The sequence below is a fragment of the Nakamurella sp. GG22 genome (assembly GCF_052976845.2).
The window spans coordinates 1-21,189 of the sequence record NZ_JBRIIO020000035.1; the positions used below are offsets into that span (position 1 = coordinate 1).

Genomic DNA, 21,189 nt, shown 5'->3' on the forward strand with positions numbered 1-21,189 from the left:
TTGGTCAGCGCCTGGACGGCCGCCGTCGGGTCACCGATGATCGAGTAGCTGATCTATCACCGACGGCTGGACCCCCCGGGCCGGTCAGCTGACGGTCCAGGTGTCCCGGCCGGCCAGCAGGGTGGCGAGATCGCCGGCACCCTGCCTCGCCACTGCTGTGTCGATCTGCGCGCTCATCGCGGAATCGTAGGTGCCGCGCCTGACGTCGCGAAACACGCCGATAGGAGTGTTGTCCAGCGTCTCGGGGTGCGACAGCCGGGACAACGCGAACGCGGTGGACGGATCTTCGTCGTGGGCGTCGTGCACCAGCAGGGCCGCCTCGCCGACCTGGTCCACGTCGACCACCTTCAGCCGGCCGGAGCTGTCCCGGAGGATCCCGCGGTGCCCGCCGATGCCGAACCGGATCGGTTTGCCGTGCTCGAGCCGGATTGTCACCTCGTCCTTGCTGGTGGCGTCTTTCAGCGGTTCGAACGCGCCGTCGTTGAAGATGTTGCAGTTCTGGTAGATCTCCACCAGCGCTGTCCCGGGATGCAGTGCGGCCGCCTGCAGCACCGACGTCAGGTGCGCACGGTCGGAATCGATGGTGCGGGCGACGAAGCTGGCCTCCGCGCCGAGGGCCACGGACACCGGGTTGAACGGGGTGTCCAGCGATCCGAGCGGGGTGGATTTCGTCCGCTTGCCGACCTCGGACGTCGGCGAGTACTGACCTTTGGTGAGGCCGTAGATCCGGTTGTTGAACAGCAGGATCTTCATGTTGACGTTGCGGCGGAGCGCGTGGATGAGGTGGTTGCCGCCGATCGACAGCGCGTCGCCGTCTCCGGTGACGACCCATACCGACAGGTCCCGGCGGGTGGTGGCCAGGCCGGTTGCGATCGCCGGGGCACGGCCGTGGATCGAGTGCATCCCGTAGGTGTTCATGTAGTACGGGAAGCGGGCGGCGCAACCGATGCCGGAGATGAAGACGACGTTCTCCCGGCGGAGCCCGAGTTGCGGCATGAAGCCCTGCACAGCGGCGAGGATGGCGTAGTCGCCGCAGCCCGGGCACCAGCGGACCTCCTGGTCGGACTTGAAATCCTTGGCTGTCTGCGGTGTGTCGGTCTTCGGGATCAGTTTCAACGACTGCGCACCGGCCAGCGACACCATCGGTGCGCGGGTGCGGGCGGGGCGCGGCTGCGCGGTCTCGGTCATCGTGCTGCTCCGTTCGTGGCGGGCACCGACGGGTCGGTGACGACGGCCACCGGGGTCTCGGCGAGGGTTTCGTGGGTGGTCTCGTCGAGGGTCTCGTGTGTGGTGTCGTCGACATGCTCGGCGGGCGGGTCGTCGGCCCCGACGGGAATTGTCGGCAACCCCATGGAGCCGAGCCGCCCGGCGCTGCCGATCACCGTCCGGACGAAGCTGCCGTCGATCACCGAGTTGATGGCGGCGACCAGTTCGTCCACCCGGAACGGCAGGCCGCGGACCTGGTTCACCCCGACCACGTCGACCAGGAACATCCCCCGCAGGAGCAGCGCGAGCTGCCCGAGGTTCATCTCCGGCAGCACCACCGTCCGATACGCGCGGAGCACAGCCTCGGTGTTCGCGGGCATCGGGTTCAGGTACCGCAGGTGCGCCTGCGCGACCGGGACCCCGGCGGCGCGGAGTTTGCGGACCGCACCGGTGATCGGCCCGAAGGTCGACCCCCAGCCGAGCACCAGCACCTCGGCGTCACCGGTCGGATCGTCGACCTCCAGCGGCGGCACGTCGACCCCGGCCACCTTCGCTGCCCGGGTGCGGACCATGTGGTCGTGGTTGGCCGGGTCGTAGGAGATCGCCCCGGAGCCGTCCTTCTTCTCGATGCCGCCGATCCGGTGCTCCAGGCCGGCCGTTCCCGGGATCGCCCACGGCCGGGCGAGGGTCTGCGGGTCGCGCAGGTAGGGCCAGAACGCGGCGCTGTCGCCCTCGCCGTGATTCGTCTCGGTCGCGAACGCGACCCGCAGATCGGGCAGTGAGTCGACGCTGGGGATCAGCCACGGCTCGGAACCGTTCGCCAGGTACCCGTCAGACAGCAGGAACACCGGGGTCCGGTAGGTGGTCGCGACCCTGGCCGCCTCCAGAGCGGCGTCGAAGCAGTCGGACGCGGAGCGGGCGGCGATCACCGGGACCGGCGCCTCGCCGTTGCGGCCGAACATCACCTGCAGCAGGTCCGCCTGTTCGGTCTTCGTCGGCAGCCCGGTCGAAGGACCGCCGCGCTGCACGTCGACGACGATCAGCGGAAGTTCGAGCGCGACGGCCAGGCCGATGGTCTCGGCCTTCAGGGCGACGCCAGGGCCGGACGTCGTCGTCACGCCCAGCGCGCCCCCGTAGGAGGCGCCGAGAGCGGCTGCCACGCCGGCGATCTCGTCCTCCGCCTGGAAGGTCCGGACGCCGAAGTGCTTCAGCGCGGACAGTTCGTGCAGGATGTCCGACGCCGGGGTGATCGGGTAGGAGCCCAGGAACAGCTCGAGCCCGGACCGTTCGGCCGCGGCCACCAAGCCGTAGGCCAGCGCCTGGTTGCCGCGGATGGTGCGGTACCGACCGGGCGGCAGCGCGGCCGGTTTGACCTCGTAGTTGACGGCGAAGCCCTCGGTCGTCTCACCGAACGACCAGCCCGCCTCCAGGGCGACCAGGTTGGCCCGCAGGATCTCCCGCTTGCCGCCGAACTTGGTCTCCAGGAAGCGCCGGGTCCCTTCCAGCGGACGGTGGTAGAGCCAGGAGAGCAGCCCGAGCGCGAACATGTTTTTCGCCCGCTCGGCGTCCTTCCGGCTCAGCCCGACCTTGCTGACCGCCTCGACCGTCAGCGACGTCAGCTTGACGGCGTGCACCTGGTAGTCGCCCAGGCTGCCATCCTCCAGCGGGCTGACGGCGTACCCGACCTTGGCCAGGTTGCGCTTGGTGAACTCGTCGGTGTCGATGATGACGGTGCCACCGCGCGGCAGGTCCGGGAGGTTCGCCTTGAGGGCGGCCGGGTTCATCGCGACCAGCACCGTCGGGGCGTCGCCGGGGGTGACGACGCTGTGGTCGGCGAAGTGCAACTGGAAGGCGGAGACACCGGGCAGGGTGCCCGCGGGGGCGCGGATCTCGGCCGGGAAATCGGGCAGGGTCGACAGGCTGTTGCCGAACGCGGCTGTCTCCGTGGTGAACCGGTCGCCGGTCAGCTGCATCCCGTCGCCGGAGTCGCCGGCGAACCGGATGATCACCTCACTGAGGGTCTCGACCGGCTTGCCCGCTGTCGTGTTGGTCATCGGGGTCTCCTGGGTGCTGGCTGCTGCAGGCTTCTCGCGGCCCATCGTGCGGGGCCGGCCGGACGTCGGTGAACACCCGAGGATGTGCCCGGAAGGCGCGGCCCCGACGCCGGCGCGATCCCACGCCACCCGTCCGGTGCAGGAACCGCCACCTCACAGGATGTCACTCACCGGGCCCGGGAATGCACCACCCCTGCTTCGGCCGGTCAGCGCGGCGGGGTGTCCGAGAGGCCCGCGCAGTCCCGTGCGGCCTCCCATTGGGTGTTGATCCGGGCGGCTTCCGCACCGGTCGCGGGCACCGGGACACCCGTGTCGTCGAGGTGGGACGGGGCGAACCGGGCGCCGGTGACCCTCGCGCCGTCGAAGGTCAGGGTGAGCACGCCGTTGTCGTCCTGCTCGTTGCCGAACGAGCGCCACCACAGGTAGTTCGACAGTCCGTAGGCGACGTAGCTGCCGTCGGATCGCCAGCCGGCGCCCTGCAGGACGTGGGCATGAGCGCCGACGACGGCCGCTGCGCCCGCCCCGGTGAGTTCGTCGGCGAGTTGCAGCTGGTCGCCGTCCGGGCAGCTCACGTACTCGGTTCCCCAGTGCAGGAACACGATGACGGTGTCGCCCGCCGCTGCCGCGGAGCGCACGTTCTCCACCAGGGCCGGGTCGAACGCGTTGGCCACGCCCGGTGAGCCGGTGCCGGCCGTCCAGGCCTCGAGCGTGTGGTCGTGGACAGCGGTGGCCGCGAAGACCGCCACATCGACACCGTTGATGGTCGCCCGGTACGGCGCGGTGGCGGCGGCGTGGTCGGCGCCCAGCCCGATCACCGGGAACCCGGAATCGGCGATGGCCGCGATGCTGTCCCGGAGGCCGACCGCGCCGTAGTCGGCCCCGTGATTGTTGGCCATCGAGGCCACGTCCACACCAGCCTGGCGGAGCGCGGTGAGCGCCGATGGCGGAGCCCGGAAGGTGAAGGATTTCGGCTCCGGCGCGCCGCCGGTGGTGATCGCCGTTTCGAGATTCACAACCGTCAGGTCGGCGGCGCCGAGCCCGGGGGCGGCGACCCCGAACGCGGTGGCCGGGTCGGCAGCCAGCCGGTCGGCGGTGCGTTCCGAGAAGTTCACGTCACCGGCGAAGTTGACGGTGAACCGCCCCGCCGGGTTGACGGCAACGGGCGGGGCGACTGTCGGATCGGGCACGACGCTGCTGACCGTGGGGGCGCCCACTGCGGAGCCGGCAGGGGCATCGGTCGCAGGAATCGTCTCCGCGGTCGGGCGGGAGTCCGGTTCGCCGACACGGGCTTCGGCCGTAGCGGCCGAGGTCAGGGCCGAGGACGCGGATCCGGCCGCCGATCGCAGTTCCTCCAGCGGCGTGGGCCCGCCGCAGGCGACCAGCACGCCCGCGGCGAGCGTGCCGGCCAGCCAGCGCCGTGCGCGCGATTCGGGGGAAGCCACCCCCGGACCTTCCCACTGCTGGTCCGGTCCGTGCCCGCGACGCGCTGTCGGGGCGGGTCAGGACCGCCAGACCTGAACCACCGACGGCCTCGGCCCGGCCCAACCACCTCCGGGCCGGTTCTGGGCAGGAGACAGGTAGTCGGGGAAGAACGAGTGCTGGTCCTCGAAGCTCCCCTCCTCACCGGGGTGCTGGACGGCCACGAACACCATCCCGTCCCGGTCGTGGATGACGGGCCCGCAGGTCTCCGCCTCGCGGGGCACGGCGAGGAACTGCTGGACGTGACCCCGTTCGCGCCCGGTCAGCGGCACCTTGAACAGCCCGTCGTTGTAACCGATGCTGCTCGGCGCGCCGTCGGTGGCGATCCACAGGTCGCCGCGCGAGTCGAAGGCCACGTTGTCCGGGCACGAGATCGGTGACACCCGCTCCCGCGGGAAGCCCGCGAAGTAGGTGGAGTCGGTGGTCGACGGGTCACCGCAGACCAGCAGCAGCGACCACCGGAAGGTGGTCGATCGGGCGTCACCGCCGTCCTCGGTGATCTCGACGATGTGCCCGTCCCGGTTGGCGTTCCTCGGGTTCGGCTCGGTCGGGCCCTCCTTGCCCTGCTTGCCACGGTCGGTGTTGTTCGTGCAGGCGACGTAGACCTTCCCGGTGCTGGGGCTGGGCTGGACGTCCTCGCAGCGGTCCATCTTGGTGGCGCCGAGCTGGTCCGCGGCCAGCCGGCAGTAGGTCAGCGCCTGCTCGGTGGAGAAGCCCGGAACCTGGCTGACGCCGTTGACGACGATCGGCAGCCAGCGACCCGTCCCGTCGAAGGCACCGTCGGACGGCAGTCGGCCTGTTCCGTCGATCTCGGCGGCCGGTGAATCGCCGGTGAACCGCGCGACGTACAGCGAGCCCTCCGTGAGCAGTGTCTTGTTGAAGGCCCGCGCCCGCCGGCTGCTGCCCTTCCGCATCGTGCGGCGGGAGACGAATTTGTACAGGTAGTCGAAGCGCTCGTCGTCGCCCATGTAGGCCGCGACGTGGCCGGACCGGCCGACGATGACGTTCGCACCCTCGTGCTTGAACCGGCCGAGCGCGGTGTGCTTGACCGGCGCCTCGCCCGGCTCGAACGGGTCGAGCTCGACGATCCAGCCAAACCGGTTGGGCTCCAACTCGTTGCCGGCGACCCGCGCGTCGAATCGGGGATCGATGCTCTCCCACCCGTAGGTCGACGGCTTGTCGGCCAGCCCGTAGCGGCCCAGTTCGGGTGAGGCGGACGACGGTGCGGCGGTGCGGAAGTAGCCGTTAAAGTTCTCCTCGCCGGAGAGCACGGTGCCCCACGGAGTGGTGCCCCCGGCACAGTTCCCGAGCGTTCCCAAAATGGTCCGGCCCGCCGGGTCCGCGGCCGTGCGGAGGATCGGCGCGCCGGCGAGCGGTCCGGCGACGGTGAACGGGGTGTTCGCGGTGATCCGGCGGTTGTAGCGGCTGCCCACCGTGTAGGTCCAGGGCGTCCCGGGCCGCCGGCGGTGCAGGTGGACGACCGACATGCCATGGGCTGCCTGGGCGATCCGGCGCTGCTCGTCGATGGCTGCCGGGTCGGTGGTGGCCGGAAACATGATGTTCGGGTTGACGTATTCGTGGTTGCAGACGAGCAGGGCCTCCCGGCCAGCGGTACCGGGGATGACGATGACGTCGGTGTAGTCGTTGTTGTAGCCGAATTGGCGTTCCTGCCGGGCCGGGCTCTGCCGGGTGACGTCGAAGCTGTCGGTGGTATCGAACAGCGGATCGCCCCAGCGGATCACCGGCCGCCAGTCGAATCCGGTCGGAACGGTGAACGCATCGACCGTCGCCGGCACCGGATCGATCGGCGTGAAGGGCAGCGGGCCGCGCGCCCCGCCGTTGAGCAGTGCCGGCGCCGCACCGGCAGTCGCGGTCTCGTCCGCTGCCGCGGGCTGTGCCCCGACCTGTGCACCGACCAGCAACGTCAGGGCGCCCACGCCGGCGCCGCGCAACATCGTCCGACGGCTCAGCGCGCTCGACGCGACCTCCCGGAACGTCGGATTGTCGGTGACGTTCGGGATCGGCTTGGAACAGGCGTCATCGCACTTCAGATGGCAGGTGACGGCACTGCGCTTGCCCTTGGTATGGCCGAGCATCGGAAGATCACGGCGGGCGGACACATCGGTCACGGGGACTCCTCGGCGGCGTTGGCAGGTCGGCGAAATGGCCGATCACGCACACGGTAGGAATCGTCACGCTCTGTCGGGCGCCCTACAGATGAGCAGTCGGTGAACTGTCGGTGACGGAAGCCGTTGCGACACTTGGACTTTTGCTCTCAACACGGGAGGAATCGGACGCGCCGCGTCGACGCGACAGGAGCGCCGGCAGGGAGGGCACGGTGAACCGGTCCGCGGCGTCCTCCAGCACACCCCCGGAGGGGTCGTCGTCACCCGTCATCCGCACCAGGTCGCCGGCGGGCCGGAGGATGTCCCGGATCACCAGGAAGATCAGCACCAGCAGCAGGGCGTCGCGCAGCAACGCCGCGTTGATGAACGGGTAGATCGACAGGCCCTTGTTGGCCACGCCGGCGAACGACAGCATCAGCAGAACCCAGACGATCGCCTCCGAGGCCTGCCACAGCAGCAGTGGTCGCCACCGGGGCAGCGCGAGCACGGCCAGCGGCAGCAGCCACAGCGAGTACTGCGGCGACCACACCTTGTTCGTCAGCAGGAAGGCGGCGATCACCAGGAAGGCCAGCTGAGCGAACCGCGGCCGGCGCTGCGCCGACAACGCCAACCACCCGATCGCGGTGCAGGCCAACAGGAACAGGCCCAGCGAGAGGAGGTTGACCAGAGTCGGGGCATCAGCGCCCGGGGCGGCGTCCCAGATCTTCGAGCCGGTCAGCGTGGCGTAGATGAAATACCAGGAGTCGTACTCCGGCGGGCGCTCCGAGTTCAGCCGGATGAACTCGTACCAGCCGTCCGGGTACAGCAGCCGGACCGGGACGTTGATGACCAGCCAGACCACCGCTGCGGCGGCCGCGGACCGGCTCCAGGCGCCCATCTTCCCGGTCCGCAGGCAGAGCACCAGCAACGGCCCGAGCAACAGGATCGGATACAGCTTGGCCGCGGCGCCCAGTCCGATCAGTGCGCCGGCCAGCACCGGTCGTTTGCGCGCCCACGCCAACATCGCCGCCGCGGTGATACCGATCGCGAGCAGGTCCCAGTTGGTGAAGGCGTGCACGACCAGCAGCGGGGACAGGCACATGATCGCGGTGTCCCAGACCCGGCGTCGGGCGATCCGCGCCGTCGATGCGACCGCCCACAGGTACATCAGGCCGAGGAAAATCGCGCCGATGGTGAAGTAGGCGGCGACGTCGAGCGGCACCGGCAGGATGCCGCTGGATTGCGCGAAGTTGACGTAGCGGCTGGAGATCTGGGCCACCGCCCACATCCAGTAACCGGTGACGACGGGGTACTCCATGTAGCGGGTCTCGCCGTTGTCCTCCCACGACGTCGCGTAGGGCAGGTCGCCCTTGTCCAGCAGGTGGCTGCCGAACAACGGGACGGCGTCGTTGTAACAGGCGGTGATCCACGGCCGCTGCCCACCCTGATCGAGGGTGACGCCGCCCGCCCCGTTGGGACCCTGCTGGATGCAGGCCGACTTGAACAGCCAACCGCAGATCAGCACGGCGATGGCCATCAGCAGGCACACCCGCAACGGCGTGAAGATCGTCGCGCGGCCCACGAGCGCGTGCCGGCCCATCGGGCCACCGATCGCGTCACTCGCCCGGCGGACGGTGGGATCGGTCCAGCTGGGGATGACCCGGTCCGTGGCGGTCAAGGACGCCGACCGAGCGAGCGCCGCGGCCGGCGCGGGATGGTCGGCGCGTTCCTCCGCGGGCTCGGGCGCGGGCTCGGACCGTTCCGCGGGCGCGGAGTGTTTCGCGGGCTGGGAGTGTCCCGCGGGCTCGGACCGTTCCGCGGGCTCTGCCGCCGCGGGAGCGGGGGCCGACGCCGGCTGATCTGCCGCCTCGGGCGATCGGTCGTCCGGGGGCACGTCGGTCACGGGCGCGATGCTACTTGCCGCATTCGCCCAGAACCGGTAGCCAGTGCACGGGGGCGTCCGGTCCGGGCACCGCCCCGAGGACTGCCTGGGCGAGAGGAGCCGCGGTGACGGGTGAACCGAGAACCCCCTTGCCACGGCCCTCCCCTGCCATCAGGGTGCTCGGATCGATCGAACTGGGCGGTACCGACGGCGGGGTGACCATCGGGTCGGGGCGCTCGCGTCAGGTGCTGGCGATCCTGACGGTGCACGCGAACACGGTGGTCAGCACGGACCGGCTCGTCGAGCTGCTCTGGGCGGACGACCCGCCGGCGAATCCGGAACCCGCCCTGCACACGGTGATCTCCAGGCTCCGGCGGCTCCTGGCGGGTGCCGGCCTGGCGGACCGTCTGCAGAGCAGGGCACCGGGTTACCTGCTGAACCTGACCCCCGCGGACACCGACGCCGGCGCGTTCATCGACCTGGTCGACCGCGCCGTCCGGAACCGCGGCGGTCCACTCGAGTCCGATCCGGGCCGGTCGGCGGCCGACCTCGACGCCGCGCTCGCACTCTGGCGGGGACACCCGTACGCGGAGTTCGCGGATCTTCCGTTCGCCGCGCCGGAGGTGGCCCGCCTCGAGGAGTACCGGAGCGCGGCGGCCGAGCACCGGATCGAACTGGCGTTGTCGTTCGGCGAGGTCGCCGCCGCAGTTCGGCTGTCGGAGGCCGAGGTCGCCAGGAATCCGATGCGGGAACGGCCGCAGGGGCAGCTGATGCTCGCCCTGCACCGGGCCGGCCGGCAGCCGGACGCCCTGGCCCGCTTCCACGAGTTCCGCCGGGTCCTCGACGACGAACTGGGGCTGTCGCCGTCCGCGGAACTGGCCCGACTGCACGAGCGAATCCTGCGGCACGATCCCGACCTCACCCGCCCCGACCACACACCGTCGCCCACCGACGGGGCACCGCCCCGCAGCGCCGGCAACCTGCCGGCCCCACAGCCGCTGATAGGCCGCGACGCGGAGATCGAGCAACTCGGACGGCTGCTGACCAGCGATCGGCTCGTCGTCGTCACCGGCCCGGGCGGTGTCGGGAAGACCCAGCTCGCGCTCACGGCGGCCGGCCCGGCCACGGCGCACTTCCCGGACGGCGCCTGGTTGCTGGAGCTCGCGGCGTTGCAGGACGGCAGCGCCATCACCGACTTGATCTCGACCGAACTGCGGGTCAGCGCGGTGGCCGACCGGTCGGCGCACGACCGGTTGCTTGACTACCTCGGCACCCAACGCTGCCTGCTCGTGCTGGACAACTGCGAGCACCTCGTCGACAACGTCGCCGATCTCGTCGCCGCGGTGTTGGATCGCTGTCCAGGGGTGCATGTCCTGGCCACTTCGCAGGTGCCGCTGAATCTGCCGGTGGAGTCAACCTTCCCGCTGGCGCCGTTGCCGGTGGCGGCGTCCCGGTCGTCGCCGGCCGTGCAGCTCTTCCTCCAGCGCGCCCGCCGGGGCGCACCGGAGCCGCAGGCCGCCTCCGACATCCCAGCGATCGCCGAGCTGTGCCGCCGGCTGGACGGGCTCCCGCTGGCCATCGAGCTGGCCGCCGGCTGCGTCCGGACGATGACGCCGAGCGAGTTGGTCGCCCGACTGCCCGACCGGCTCCACCTGCTGCGCAACACCAACCGGCTGGCGGCGGACCGGCACCGCACGATGCGGGCGGTCGTCGAGTGGTCCTACGACCTCCTTGATCCCGTCGAGCAGGAAGTGTTCGACCGGCTGTCGGTCTTCTACGGAGCGTTCGACACCGCTGACGCCGCCGCCGTCTCCAGCCGCTCGGAAGCCGATGCACTGGAGGCACTGTCGTCACTGGTGGACCGTTCGATGGTGCGATCCGCCCGGAACCACCGTGGCTCGACCGTGTTCTCGTTGCCGGAGACGCTCCGGACCTTCGGCGTCCAGCGGCTGATGCAGCGCGGAGTCGACGACGAAGCACATGCGGCACACGCGGACCGACTGCTCCGCTTGGTCGAGTCCGCGGACGGGCAGCTCTCCGGCATGAACCCCGGGCCGTGGGTGCGGGAGGTCGCCGACCGCTTCGACGACCTGCGCATCGCCCATTCCTGGGCGCTCGAGCACGACCTGCCGCTCGCGCTGCGGTTGGTGACCGGGCTTGTCGACTGGCTCGAGTTGACCATGGTCTCGGAGCTGGTCGGCTGGGCCGAGGCGACCGCCCTTCGATCGATCACCGCGGGGCTCGACGGGCCGGAGGCCTCGGGCCGGACCGTCATCGCACTGTCGATGGCGGCCGCCGGCGGGCGGTTCGGCGGGGACTTCCCGCAGGCCGAGCGGCTGGCCGAGCAGGCGCTCGGTCTCGCGCCTGCGACGGACGACCCGGTCCGCCGGTTCCCGATCTACACACTGGCCGAGATCAACCTCTATCGCGGCCGGCTGGCCGAGGCGCGGGGCCAGGCCGAACGGGTCCGCCGGCTCTCCGGCTCGGTGGACCTGCTGCGTGCCGGCTGGTGCCGCATGCACCAGGCACTCGCCGATGCCTACCGCGGCGACGTCGAGGCCGCGCTGGCCGTCGGCGAACAGCTGCTGGCCGAACGGCCGAAACCGGCGGTGACCCACGCATGGGCGCAGTACACGCTCGGTGAGGTGTTGTTGGCGCTCGACCCGCTCCGGGCGGCCGTCCTGCTGGAGGCGGCGATCGCGGCGGCACGGCGGCACGGTGACCGGTTCCTCACCGGCGTCGCACTGGTTTCCGCGGCGTCCGTGCGGGTCCGTGGCGCGGATCCGCTGCCGGCGGTGCCGATGCTCCGCGAGGTCGTCGAGCACTGGCATCGGCAGGCCGACTGGACTCATCAGTGGACCACCTTCCGGGTCGTTGCCGAGCTACTCGTCCGGCTCGGTCGGGACGAGCCGGCGGCGGTGGTGCTGGGTGCGCAACGGTGGGGTCACCGGGCCGGGACGGTGTTCGGCCAGGACGCCGAGCGTCTCGACGTCCTGGCCGGAACACTGACCGATCGGCTCGGTGCGGAGCGGCTGCGGGAGTTGATGCTGCGAGGCGGCCAGCTGTCCGACGCCGAGCTGCTCGACACCGTCCGCGACGCACTGACCGCCGCGGCCGGTCCTCAGCAATCCGCCGGGTCGAGCCGGTAGAACCGCCACAGCAGGTTCTCGATCGGCAGCTCGGTGGTGGTGAAACCGGCGGCGCGCGCCCACTGGCGCACGGTCGAGGCACGCAGCACGGTGCCGTTCGCGGTGGTCTGCGACTCCGCCATCGTGGCCGGCAGGCAGTGCAGCACGCTGGCCGCGTGCATCAGCCTGTCCACCTCACCGGCGGGTGCCTGGAACTCGTCGGCGACGCGCTCGTCGGCGACGAGCACGGCTCCACCGGACGCGAGCAGGTCACGCGCCGCCCGCAGGCTGCCGACCGGATCGCCCATGTCGTGCAGTGCCTCGAATACCGTGACGAGCTGGTACCCGCCGGCAGCAGGCGGCAGGTCGGTGGAGTCGGAGGCGTTGCCCAGGGTGAAGCGCACCCGATCGGACACACCGGCTTGCACGGCCGCGGCTCGCGCCTCGACGACGGACGCGGAGTCCATGTCGATCCCCTCGACGGTCACCCTGGGGAACGCCGTCGCGATCGCGGTGCTGGAATGACCGACCCCGCAGCCGACGTCGAGCACGCAACCGCCGGCTCGCAGCCGCTGGGCGATGTCCGGCAACTGGTCGATCCAGCCGACCAGTTCGTTGACGAACATCGGCCTGTTGCCCAGCGAGATGCCGTGCCGGAGCTCCGCACCGAACTGCTCGAACGAGACCCCGGCTCCGGTCCGGTAGGCGTCCGCGACGGCGGGCAGCGTCATACCGAGGCCGGTCAGGAAGGGCGCGAACGCGATCAGATTGGCCGGATGATCGGCGTCCAGCAACACCGGCACATGGGCCACTGGCAGCTCGAACCTGCGGGTGGTCGCGACGGCTGTCTCGTCGGCGACGTCGACAAGCCCTCCGGCCGCCTGCTGTTCGAGCCACTCGCGGGCGTACCGCTCGCTGATCCCGGCCGCGGACGCCAGTTCCGTGCTGGTGGCCGGCCCGTGCGCTGCCAGCGCCGCGTACAGGCCCAACCGGCGACCCAATTCGACGGTGAGCAACTCGGCCCCGGCGACGAACGACCCGAAGAGCCGCTCGACCAGGGCGTTCGTCCGCTGTTCGGCCGGTTCCGCGGTGTCCGTGGGTTGACTCTCGTCGGCCTGTCTCGCACTGTCTCGCTCGAGGAGTTCGGTCATGGCGGTGTGCCCCTTTCGGTGTGCCGCCGACGGTGTGCCGGCGTTCTACCGAGACGCTAGGGACGGGCCCTTTCGGCTCCCTGTCAGCTCGCTGTCAACTCCCACTGGAGCGACACTCCCACGGGCACAGCAGATCTCACTTGACGGCGCGGCGGCGGCGAGGCGCGGTGTCGCCCTTCGAGCCCATCACGAAGGACGCGACCAGGTGGTTCCAGGAGCAGGTGCGGCAGACCTCCACCTGATAGACCGAGAACTCACCGAACGAGCCGGCCATCGTCTCCAGTTCCGCGGGCACCCGGGCGGACCCGGCCATGTGCTTGATCTCGTCGCCGTAGACCCAGTACACGTGGGTCAGCGATTCCTTGCGGCAGAGCGGGCACGCGGTCTGGGTCGGGACGCCGTGGAATTTCGCGGCCCTGACCAGGTACGGCGAGGCGTCACACACCTCGGCGACACCGGTTCTGCCCGAGCGGACTTCGGCGAGCAGCGCCCTGCGCTGCAACGCATAGTCGACAAGTCCGCGCTGGGTCCGCACCCATCCAGAGTACGCGGGGGGGAATGACGCACTCCGGCCTCCCAATGGGTGAACCGGACAACGACGCAGTGCGATGGACAGGCTGAGCGAGACCGCGCTACCGGTTGCGCTTGCGGACGGGATGGGACCCGAACGCCGGACGACTGAACCGGCGGCGCCTGCGGGCAGCAGCGGCAGTGGCGGATGGGATGCCGTGATCGCCGGTTGCCCGGATCTCCGGGGCGAGGGGGTGCTCGGGACCGTAGACGTCGAGGAGCGCGACGACCACCGCGGCGATCGGGACACCGATGATGGCGCCGATGGGTCCCCAGATCGCCGCCCCGAGGAAGACCGCGCCCAGGGCAACGGCCGGGTTGACGTCCATCGTCCGTTGCGACACGTGCGGGGTGAACAGGTAGGTCTCGATCTGCTGGTAGATCACCGAGAAGATCAGGATCCACAGCGCGGTGATCGGCTCGGCCGCCAACGCGACGACGATCGGCACGGCGATGCCGATGTAGGTGCCGACCAGCGGGATGAACTGCGCGGTGAGGCCGACCAGCAGGGCGAGCGGCAGCCAGCCCGGGAGATTGACGAAGTAGAAGAAGACGCCGTAGAAGAACGACGAGATGGCGGACAGCACCACCTTCGAGGCGACGTAACCGCCGGTCTTCTCGGTGGCGATCTGCCAGAGCTCACCCAGCACCAGCTGCCGTTCGTGCGGCATCCACACCGCGAGCCGCTGCACCAGGCCCGGCCCGGCACCCGCGATGTAGAACGAGAAGACGACGACCGTGATCAGGTCGAACAGGACCGAGGCAAGCGAGCCGAATACTCCGATCACGCCGCCGCCGAGGTCCTCGGCGAACTTCTGCACGTCCGCCGCCTCGAGCTGCAGGCTCGAGGTGATGGTGGCCGGATCGATCGTCAGGCCGAACGTCTCGTTGAGCTGGGTGGCGACCCGCTCCACCACCGCCGGCCCCTGGCTGACCAGCTGGCTGGCCTGCTGGAACGCCGTCGTGCCGAACAGCACGAAAAGGCCCACCAGGATCAGCAGCGAGGTCCCCCCGACGATCCCCGTCGCGACACCCCTACTCGTGCCGCGGCTGACGAACCAGCGGATGGCCGGCTCGGCGGCGATCGCCACCAGCCAGGCCAACAGGATCAGGAACAGGAAATGCCTGGCCGACCCGAGGACGGAGACGCCGATCAACCAGGCCGACACGATCAGCAGGATGCGGATGGTCGCGCGCTGGATGTCGTGCAGGTCCATCCGCACCCGCATCACCGGCTCGGCCGGCTTGGCGGGTTGATCAGCGGTCGGTGGGGTGCCGTTCGTTGCGGTGCCGTTCGTTGCGGCGCCGTTCGATGCTGTGCCGTTCGATGCCGTGCCGTTCGGTGCGCTGCCGGTGGGCACCGAGCCGTTGGGCTGTGAGCCGTGTGCCGCTGAGCCGTTCGGCGCCGGGTCGGTGACGGCAGATTCGGGGACGCCCGGATCGGTGCCTGCGGGGTCGGGACCGGCGGGTTCGGGCGCACCGGGGTCGGGAACGGGGACCTCTCCCGCCGGGGTCGCGCCCGTCGACGAGTGCGGATCGATTCTCGCCACCTGCTGCCGCCCTCCGGCCGGTCCTGCGTGTTCTGCTTCATGTTCCCCGCCACGCGCACGTTCGACGTCCGACGCGGCTCGGATCACACGAGCACCAGCGCAATCAACATACCGAGGGAACTGTCCTCCGACGCGCCAATCCACCTTCGCCGCTGATGTATCGTGGCGATATAGTTTGCGGAGATAGCTGGTGGAGATAACCACCATGCATCAACAGGACCGCCCGGTCGAGGAGGTGAGCACCGTGGTCAAGGAGACGTCCACTGTTTTCGAACTCGCCGTGCTCGGCCTGCTCAGCGAGTCGCCCATGCACGGGTACGAGCTGCGGAAGCGGCTCAACCTCACCCTCGGTTCGTTCCGGGCGTTCAGCTTCGGTTCGCTATACCCGACCCTGCGCCGGCTACACACGGCGGGGCACATCGCGACCGAGGACCCGGTGACGGACGTCGACGCCGTCCCGCTGTCGTCCAAGCGATCAAGGGTGACGTACCGGATCACCGCCGAAGGCAAGGAACGGCTCGCCGAACTGCTCGGCGACACCGGTCCGCAGTCCTGGTCCGACGACGGGTTCGGCGTGCATCTCGCCTTCTTCGCCACCACCACCTCCGACGCCAGGATGCGCATCCTGGAGGGCAGGCGGCGGCGGGTCGAGGAGCGCCGCGAGGGCCTTCGGTCAGCGGTCACCAAGGCCGCGGAGCGGCTGGACACCTACACCGCAGAACTCCACCAACTCGGTCTCGAGGCCTCGGACCGTGAGGTGCGCTGGCTCAACGAGCTGATCGACCAGGAACGCCAGGGAGCCTCGAAACGGAAGGCGCCGCCCCCCGGCTGACCACCCGATCCCGTTTCGGGCGGTTCCGCCGAGAACCTGCCGAGAAGGCCTACCCCCCCCCCCCCAGAACCTGCACCAGTCCGACACCGAACCGATCCCGGCGGCCGCATCGCACCGCCATCACCAGGAGGAATACATGGGTACTCCCCGTACGAAAATCCGCACCGCGATCATCGGGGTCGGCAACTGCGCGTCATCGCTCGTCCAGGGCGTCGAGTACTACAAGGATGCCGTTCCCGGCACCAAGGTCCCCGGCCTCATGCACGTCCAGTTCGGCGACTACCACGTCTCCGACCTGCAGTTCGTCGCCGCGTTCGATGTCGACGCCAAGAAGGTCGGCTTCGACCTTGCCGACGCGATCGGCGCCAGCGAGAACAACACGATCAAGTTCGCCGACGTCCCGCCGACCGGCATCACCGTCCAGCGCGGCAACACCCTGGATGGGCTGGGCAAGTACTACCAGCAGACGATCACCGAATCCCCCGCCGATCCGGTCGACGTCGTCGCAGCGCTGCGCGAGGCACAGGTCGACGTCGTGGTGTGCTACCTGCCCGTCGGCTCCGAGGACGCCGTCAGGTTCTATGCGCAGTGCGCCATCGACGCCGGGTGCGCCTTCGTCAACGCACTCCCGGTGTTCATCGCCGGCACCCCCGAGTGGGCCGAGAAGTTCAGGGCCGCAGGCCTTCCGGTGATCGGCGACGACATCAAGTCGCAGGTCGGCGCCACCATCACGCACCGCGTGCTGGCCAAGCTGTTCGAGGATCGCGGCGTCATCCTGGAGCGGACGATGCAGCTCAACGTCGGCGGCAACATGGACTTCATGAACATGCTCGAGCGGGATCGCCTCGAGTCCAAGAAGATCTCCAAGACCCAGGCCGTGACGTCGCAGGTCGACCGTGATCTCGGCGCCCGCAACGTGCACATCGGACCCAGCGACTACGTCGCCTGGCTGGACGACCGCAAGTGGGCCTACGTCCGCCTCGAGGGTCGCGCGTTCGGCGACGTCCCGCTGAACCTGGAATACAAGCTCGAGGTGTGGGATTCGCCGAACTCGGCCGGCGTCATCATCGACGCCGTGCGGGCCGCGAAGATCGCCAAGGACCGCGGCATCGGGGGACCGATCCTGTCGGCGTCGTCGTATTTCATGAAGTCGCCGCCGGTGCAATACCCGGACGATCAGGCCCGCGACAACGTGGAGAAGTTCATCGCCGGCGAACTCGACGGCTGATCTCAACGGGCGTTCGGCGCACCCAGCCGCACATCGAAGACAGGGCGGACGTCCTGCAGTGCGGCCGGCGGGGTGACAGCCGAGCGGTCGATGACGCGGTTCCATCGGACCCGTCGGCGATGGATGGTCGACATCCCGCCGGCGGGTCCGAACTCGTAGTCGCCCAGCACCGTCCCCGTCAGCAGTCGCGCGCCTCCGTCGATCAGTACGGCCACCTCGTCGCCGACGTTGATCTCGGTCAGCAACCGGGACAGTGCGAGCAGCGGTCGGGTGACCCGCCGGCCCGGCGGGGTGGCCAGCTGACGGAGGCCCGCCAGGTCCAGCCCCGAGGCGTCGACCGTCACCCCGGAAACTGACCCCAACGCGACAACTCCCTCGTCGAGGAACACTCCGAGGGCCTCCGGTGACTCCGGCCGCACCACCCAGAGCCGGCCCCCGACCGCCGACCCGTCGGGAACCGCTGAGTCAACGGCCGAGTCAACGGCCGCATCACCGGGGTCGGGCTCCGGCCAGAAGTAGTCGAGATCGTCGGGCACGTCGGTGAAGTAGCGACCGTAGTGCAGCGGGTTCTTCCCGAGCAGCTTGCTGCGGTGCGACCGGTGCAGCCGCTCGTCGCCCAACCATCCCGGGAGCCTGCCTGCTGCCGCGAGATCGTCCTGTCCGATCCCCACCACCTCGGGCGCGAACTCGGCGATCTGCGGACCGGTCGTATCCGGGAACCCCCGCTCCCTCCAGTGCGCGACGCTGATCAGCCCGTACAACGCCAGCGCGTCGACCCGACCGCACCACATCCGTACTGCCGGATGATTTCGCCAGCCGTACTCCGGCAGGGTCAACGCCCGCAGGATCTGCAGCGTCTCGACCCGCTGCTTGCCGAGCCGCGCGGTGTCCAGCACGGCGATCGACGCGGCGAAGTCCGCATAGGGAAGAAAGGTTTGCACCCGAATTCATTGCCCCGGCGGCGCTGGTCCGACACCTGTCGGAGAATCCTCCGATCGATTAGTTTGACGTGCTCATCAGATGGGTATCGCCAGCAGATCATCGCCCAGTGCTGCAATGCCGCGGTGCAGGCGGCCCGACCGATCCGAAGGGTGGACACCGTGGCAGGTTCTGAAGGGCATGCAACAACAGCGGCCGCGACCGACGATGGCGACCACCAGCTGAAACGGGTGATGGGCCCGAAATTGCTGCTGCTGTTCATCGTCGGCGACATCCTCGGGACCGGCGTCTACGCACTGACCGGTGACGTCGCACAAGAGGTCGGCGGGGCGGCCTGGCTGCCGTTCCTGGTCGCGTTCGCGGTCGCGACCATCACCGCCTTCAGCTATCTGGAACTGGTCACGAAATATCCGCAGGCGGCCGGCGCGGCGCTCTACACGCACAAGGCGTTCGGCGTGCATTTCTTCACCTTCCTGGTCGCCTTCGTGGTGATGTCGTCGGGGATCACCTCGGCGTCCACCGCGTCCCGGGCATTCGCCTCGAACCTCGTCGAGGGGTTCAAGCTGGATGTCGGGGACTGGGTGATCATCGTCATCGCGCTGGCCTTCATGGCGCTGGTCGCGATCGTGAATTTCCGCGGCGTGGGCGAAAGCGTCAAGGCGAACGTCGTTCTCACCTGCGTCGAGCTGTCCGGGCTGCTGCTTGTCATCCTGGGGGTTTCTTCGCGGTGTTCGGCGGTGACGCGGACTTCTCGCGTGTCGTCGCCTTCAACACCCCGGAGGACAAGGGCATCTTCCTCGCGGTGACGACGGCGACCTCGCTGGCGTTCTTCGCCATGGTCGGCTTCGAGGACTCGGTCAACATGGCCGAGGAGACAAAGGATCCGGTGCGGATCTTCCCGAAGGTGATGCTGACCGGGCTGACGATCACCGGCGTCATCTACGTCCTGGTGTCCATCGTCTCCGTCGCGCTGGTTCCGGTCGGCGAACTCGCCGCGAGTGACACTCCACTGGTCGAGGTGGTGAAGGCCGGGGCGCCCGGACTGCCGATCGACACGCTGCTGCCGTTCATCTCGATGTTCGCCGTCGCCAACTCTGCGTTGATCAACATGTTGATGGCCAGCCGGCTGATCTACGGCATGGCCAGGCAGCGCGTCCTGCCGCCGGTGCTCGGCATGGTCCATCCGACCCGTCGCACGCCGTGGACCGCGATCGTGTTCACAACCCTGCTGGCCTTCGCGTTGATCACCGTGGTCTCGCTGACCAATCCGGACTCGCTGCAGACCCTCGGCGGGACAACCGCTCTGCTGCTGCTCGCCGTGTTCGCAGTGGTCAACGTGGCCGTGCTGGTGCTGCGCAAAGACAAGCCGAAGGGCAAGCACTTCCGGGCGCCGACGGTGCTGCCGTTCATCGGGCTCGCGACGTGCCTGTACCTGGTGACGCCTTTGTCCGGCCGGGCATCGTCGCAGTACGTCATCGCCGGTTGGTTGCTGCTTCTCGGGGTGGTGCTGTTCTTCGTCACGGTGCTGATCAACCGCCGGCTCGGCATCTCGCCGAGCCGCTACCACGACACCTCCGCGCTGGACGGGCACGGTCCCGACGACTGAGCGGCTCGATCAGCCGGTCCTGATCGACTCGGCAATCTGCACCGGGTGGCTCAGCGGCAGGCCGTAATGCGTTGCACCATCGATGATCTCGATCCGCGCCTGCGGGAGCCGACGGCTTGCGTTCCTGGCGATCCGGCGGACCGGGTGCACCCGGCTCCGTCCGGCGAGGACGACCGTCACCGGCATGTCGACAGCGGCCAGCGCCGTCGGTGACGGCACCTTCGTCGGCACCGTCGGCGCGTTCCCGAACCCGTCCGCCGCAAGTGTCGCCAGCTCCAGCCAATCGGGATCGAGGGTGGCGCCGTTGTTCTCCCAGATGATCAGCGACCTTGTTCGTGCCGACGACGCGCGCAGCAGCGACGGCACCGCGTGGAGCAGGTAGGCCGGCGCCAGCGGTCCGAACGTCATCGTCGGGTCCAGCAGGATGAGCCGGTCCACCCGGCCGGGCCTGCTCTGCGCGTAGTGCAGGGTGATCCAGGCCCCGTAGGAATGACCGCAGAACCCGGCCGTGCCGAGCCCGAGTCCGTCCAGGACACCGTCGATCCAGCGCACCAGGTCGTCAGGGGTCGAGATGGCCAGCTCCCCCGCGGTGCTGCCGCCGGCGTCGCCCGGGACATCGACAGCGTAGCAACGGATGTCGCCGCCGAGCTGCCTGACGAGCTTGATCCACTCCGCCGAGCTGGCCCGGTAGGCGTGCAACAGCACCAGCGGCGGCGCACCCTCCGGGCCGGACGCCCGGACGCGGGTGGTGCCGTACGGCGACGGCAGGTCCAGCACCTCCGAAGGTCCGGGCCATTCCTGCAACAGGCGGTCATAGGCCGCGGCGAATGCCGCGCGGGCGGCGGCGCGGGCGCCCTCATCGGTGCTCATGCGCTCTTGGTACCCGGGCTCGGGCACCTCCACCCCCCGCGCGAATGGCTCGCCGCGGGGCCACGACTCCAGGAAAGGATCAGTCGTGACCGATCTGCTCGGTGAGCTCGCACGGGCGGGTGACGGCACCGCATCGGTGACGTTCGATCGTTATCACGACACCGACCCCGCCGACCTGTGGGACGCGGTCACCGACCCGACACGGCTGGCCCGCTGGTTCGCACCGGTCGAGGGCGACCTGCGGGAGGGTGGCACCTTCGTCATCCGCTTCGACGACGCCGACACCCCTTTGTGCCGGGTCGTCGCCTGCGACGCTCCGCGCGGCTTCAGCTGGGAGTGGCCACAACCGACCACGAGATCAATTGTCGAGGTGCAGGTCGCCGCGGAGGGATCCGGCAGCCGGCTGCGGGTGGTGCACAGCAGACTGACCGAGACCAGCGCCCCGGACTATGCGGCCGGCTGGCAGGCCTACCTGCAGGCGCTGGAGGCGCACCTGGACGGCCGGGACACCGGCGACTGGTGGGAGCGGTTCGCCGCGACGAGGGCGGCCTACGCCGCTGCCCGGTGGTAGCCGACGGCTGCCGCTAGT

The 21,189-nt window shown here is 69.7% G+C and carries 14 protein-coding genes and 1 pseudogene; 5 read left to right on the forward strand and 10 right to left on the reverse strand.

Annotated features, from left to right (window positions below):
- Positions 1–84: 84 nt before the first annotated feature.
- The 5 genes from ACVBEQ_RS24305 to ACVBEQ_RS24325 all read right to left on the reverse strand — a co-directional run bounded on the left by ACVBEQ_RS24305 (position 85) and on the right by ACVBEQ_RS24325 (position 8,747).
- A complete protein-coding gene (locus ACVBEQ_RS24305) occupies positions 85–1,143 on the reverse strand; it encodes a 2-oxoacid:ferredoxin oxidoreductase subunit beta (RefSeq protein WP_447156011.1) in 1,059 nt (352 codons plus the stop codon).
- Positions 1,144–1,184: 41 nt separating this feature from the next.
- Positions 1,185–3,260: a 2-oxoacid:acceptor oxidoreductase subunit alpha gene (locus ACVBEQ_RS24310; RefSeq protein ID WP_447155990.1), complete on the reverse strand. Its 2,076-nt coding sequence runs from the start codon at positions 3,258–3,260 to the stop codon at positions 1,185–1,187.
- Positions 3,261–3,466: 206 nt separating this feature from the next.
- Positions 3,467–4,702 carry a CapA family protein gene (locus ACVBEQ_RS24315; RefSeq protein WP_447155991.1) on the reverse strand — a complete coding sequence of 412 codons (1,236 nt, stop codon included), beginning with the start codon at positions 4,700–4,702 and terminating at the stop codon, positions 3,467–3,469.
- A 57-nt stretch (positions 4,703–4,759) separates the two neighbouring features.
- The gene (locus ACVBEQ_RS24320; protein WP_447156012.1) at positions 4,760–6,835 is read right to left on the reverse strand and encodes a PhoX family protein; all 2,076 of its coding nucleotides are present in this window, start codon (positions 6,833–6,835) and stop codon (positions 4,760–4,762) included.
- Between the two features lie 115 nt (positions 6,836–6,950).
- A complete protein-coding gene (locus ACVBEQ_RS24325) occupies positions 6,951–8,747 on the reverse strand; it encodes a glycosyltransferase family 87 protein (protein WP_447155992.1) in 1,797 nt (598 codons plus the stop codon).
- Between the two features lie 104 nt (positions 8,748–8,851).
- Between ACVBEQ_RS24325 and ACVBEQ_RS24330 the strand changes: the two genes are divergently transcribed.
- Positions 8,852–11,875 carry an AfsR/SARP family transcriptional regulator gene (locus tag ACVBEQ_RS24330; RefSeq protein ID WP_447155993.1) on the forward strand — a complete coding sequence of 1,008 codons (3,024 nt, stop codon included), beginning with the start codon at positions 8,852–8,854 and terminating at the stop codon, positions 11,873–11,875.
- Here the strand turns inward: ACVBEQ_RS24330 and ACVBEQ_RS24335 are convergent.
- The 3 genes from ACVBEQ_RS24335 to ACVBEQ_RS24345 form a co-directional block, all read right to left on the reverse strand.
- Positions 11,848–13,005, reverse strand: coding sequence for a class I SAM-dependent methyltransferase (locus ACVBEQ_RS24335; RefSeq protein ID WP_447155994.1), 1,158 nt, complete (start codon positions 13,003–13,005; stop codon positions 11,848–11,850). The two genes, ACVBEQ_RS24330 and ACVBEQ_RS24335, sit on opposite strands and share 28 nt — an antisense overlap.
- A gap of 136 nt (positions 13,006–13,141) precedes the next feature.
- Positions 13,142–13,540, reverse strand: coding sequence for a DUF5318 domain-containing protein (locus ACVBEQ_RS24340; protein ID WP_447155995.1), 399 nt, complete (start codon positions 13,538–13,540; stop codon positions 13,142–13,144).
- A gap of 97 nt (positions 13,541–13,637) precedes the next feature.
- Positions 13,638–15,125: an AI-2E family transporter gene (locus ACVBEQ_RS24345; RefSeq protein ID WP_447155996.1), complete on the reverse strand. Its 1,488-nt coding sequence runs from the start codon at positions 15,123–15,125 to the stop codon at positions 13,638–13,640.
- Between the two features lie 205 nt (positions 15,126–15,330).
- Between ACVBEQ_RS24345 and ACVBEQ_RS24350 the strand changes: the two genes are divergently transcribed.
- Positions 15,331–15,957: a PadR family transcriptional regulator gene (locus ACVBEQ_RS24350; RefSeq protein WP_447155997.1), complete on the forward strand. Its 627-nt coding sequence runs from the start codon at positions 15,331–15,333 to the stop codon at positions 15,955–15,957.
- A 136-nt stretch (positions 15,958–16,093) separates the two neighbouring features.
- Positions 16,094–17,185, forward strand: coding sequence for an inositol-3-phosphate synthase (locus tag ACVBEQ_RS24355; protein WP_447155998.1), 1,092 nt, complete (start codon positions 16,094–16,096; stop codon positions 17,183–17,185).
- A gap of 2 nt (positions 17,186–17,187) precedes the next feature.
- Here ACVBEQ_RS24355 and ACVBEQ_RS24360 read toward each other — a convergent pair whose 3' ends face one another.
- Positions 17,188–18,126 carry an MSMEG_6728 family protein gene (locus ACVBEQ_RS24360; RefSeq protein WP_447155999.1) on the reverse strand — a complete coding sequence of 313 codons (939 nt, stop codon included), beginning with the start codon at positions 18,124–18,126 and terminating at the stop codon, positions 17,188–17,190.
- Positions 18,127–18,357: 231 nt separating this feature from the next.
- Here ACVBEQ_RS24360 and ACVBEQ_RS24365 point away from each other — a divergent pair.
- Positions 18,358–19,730 (forward strand): annotated as a pseudogene (locus ACVBEQ_RS24365) (APC family permease).
- 9 nt (positions 19,731–19,739) lie between these two features.
- Here ACVBEQ_RS24365 and ACVBEQ_RS24370 read toward each other — a convergent pair.
- Complete coding sequence (locus ACVBEQ_RS24370) at positions 19,740–20,600, reverse strand: alpha/beta fold hydrolase (RefSeq protein ID WP_447156000.1); 861 nt, start codon at positions 20,598–20,600, stop codon at positions 19,740–19,742.
- Between the two features lie 85 nt (positions 20,601–20,685).
- Here ACVBEQ_RS24370 and ACVBEQ_RS24375 point away from each other — a divergent pair, with 85 nt between their 5' ends.
- Positions 20,686–21,171, forward strand: a complete 486-nt coding sequence (locus tag ACVBEQ_RS24375; protein WP_447156001.1) for an SRPBCC family protein — start codon at positions 20,686–20,688, stop codon at positions 21,169–21,171.
- Positions 21,172–21,189: the final 18 nt, after the last annotated feature.

Bases quoted from the DNA above. Each gene is read 5' to 3' on its own strand.
- ACVBEQ_RS24370 (WP_447156000.1), bottom strand. From the start codon at position 20,600: ATGAGCACCGATGAGGGCGCCCGCGCCGCCGCCCGCGCGGCATTCGCC.
- ACVBEQ_RS24350 (WP_447155997.1), top strand. From the start codon at position 15,331: ATGCATCAACAGGACCGCCCGGTCGAGGAGGTGAGCACCGTGGTCAAG.
- ACVBEQ_RS24335 (WP_447155994.1), bottom strand. From the start codon at position 13,005: ATGACCGAACTCCTCGAGCGAGACAGTGCGAGACAGGCCGACGAGAGT.
- ACVBEQ_RS24355 (WP_447155998.1), top strand. From the start codon at position 16,094: ATGGGTACTCCCCGTACGAAAATCCGCACCGCGATCATCGGGGTCGGC.
- ACVBEQ_RS24310 (WP_447155990.1), bottom strand. From the start codon at position 3,260: ATGACCAACACGACAGCGGGCAAGCCGGTCGAGACCCTCAGTGAGGTG.
- ACVBEQ_RS24305 (WP_447156011.1), bottom strand. From the start codon at position 1,143: ATGGTGTCGCTGGCCGGTGCGCAGTCGTTGAAACTGATCCCGAAGACC.
- ACVBEQ_RS24320 (WP_447156012.1), bottom strand. From the start codon at position 6,835: ATGCTCGGCCATACCAAGGGCAAGCGCAGTGCCGTCACCTGCCATCTG.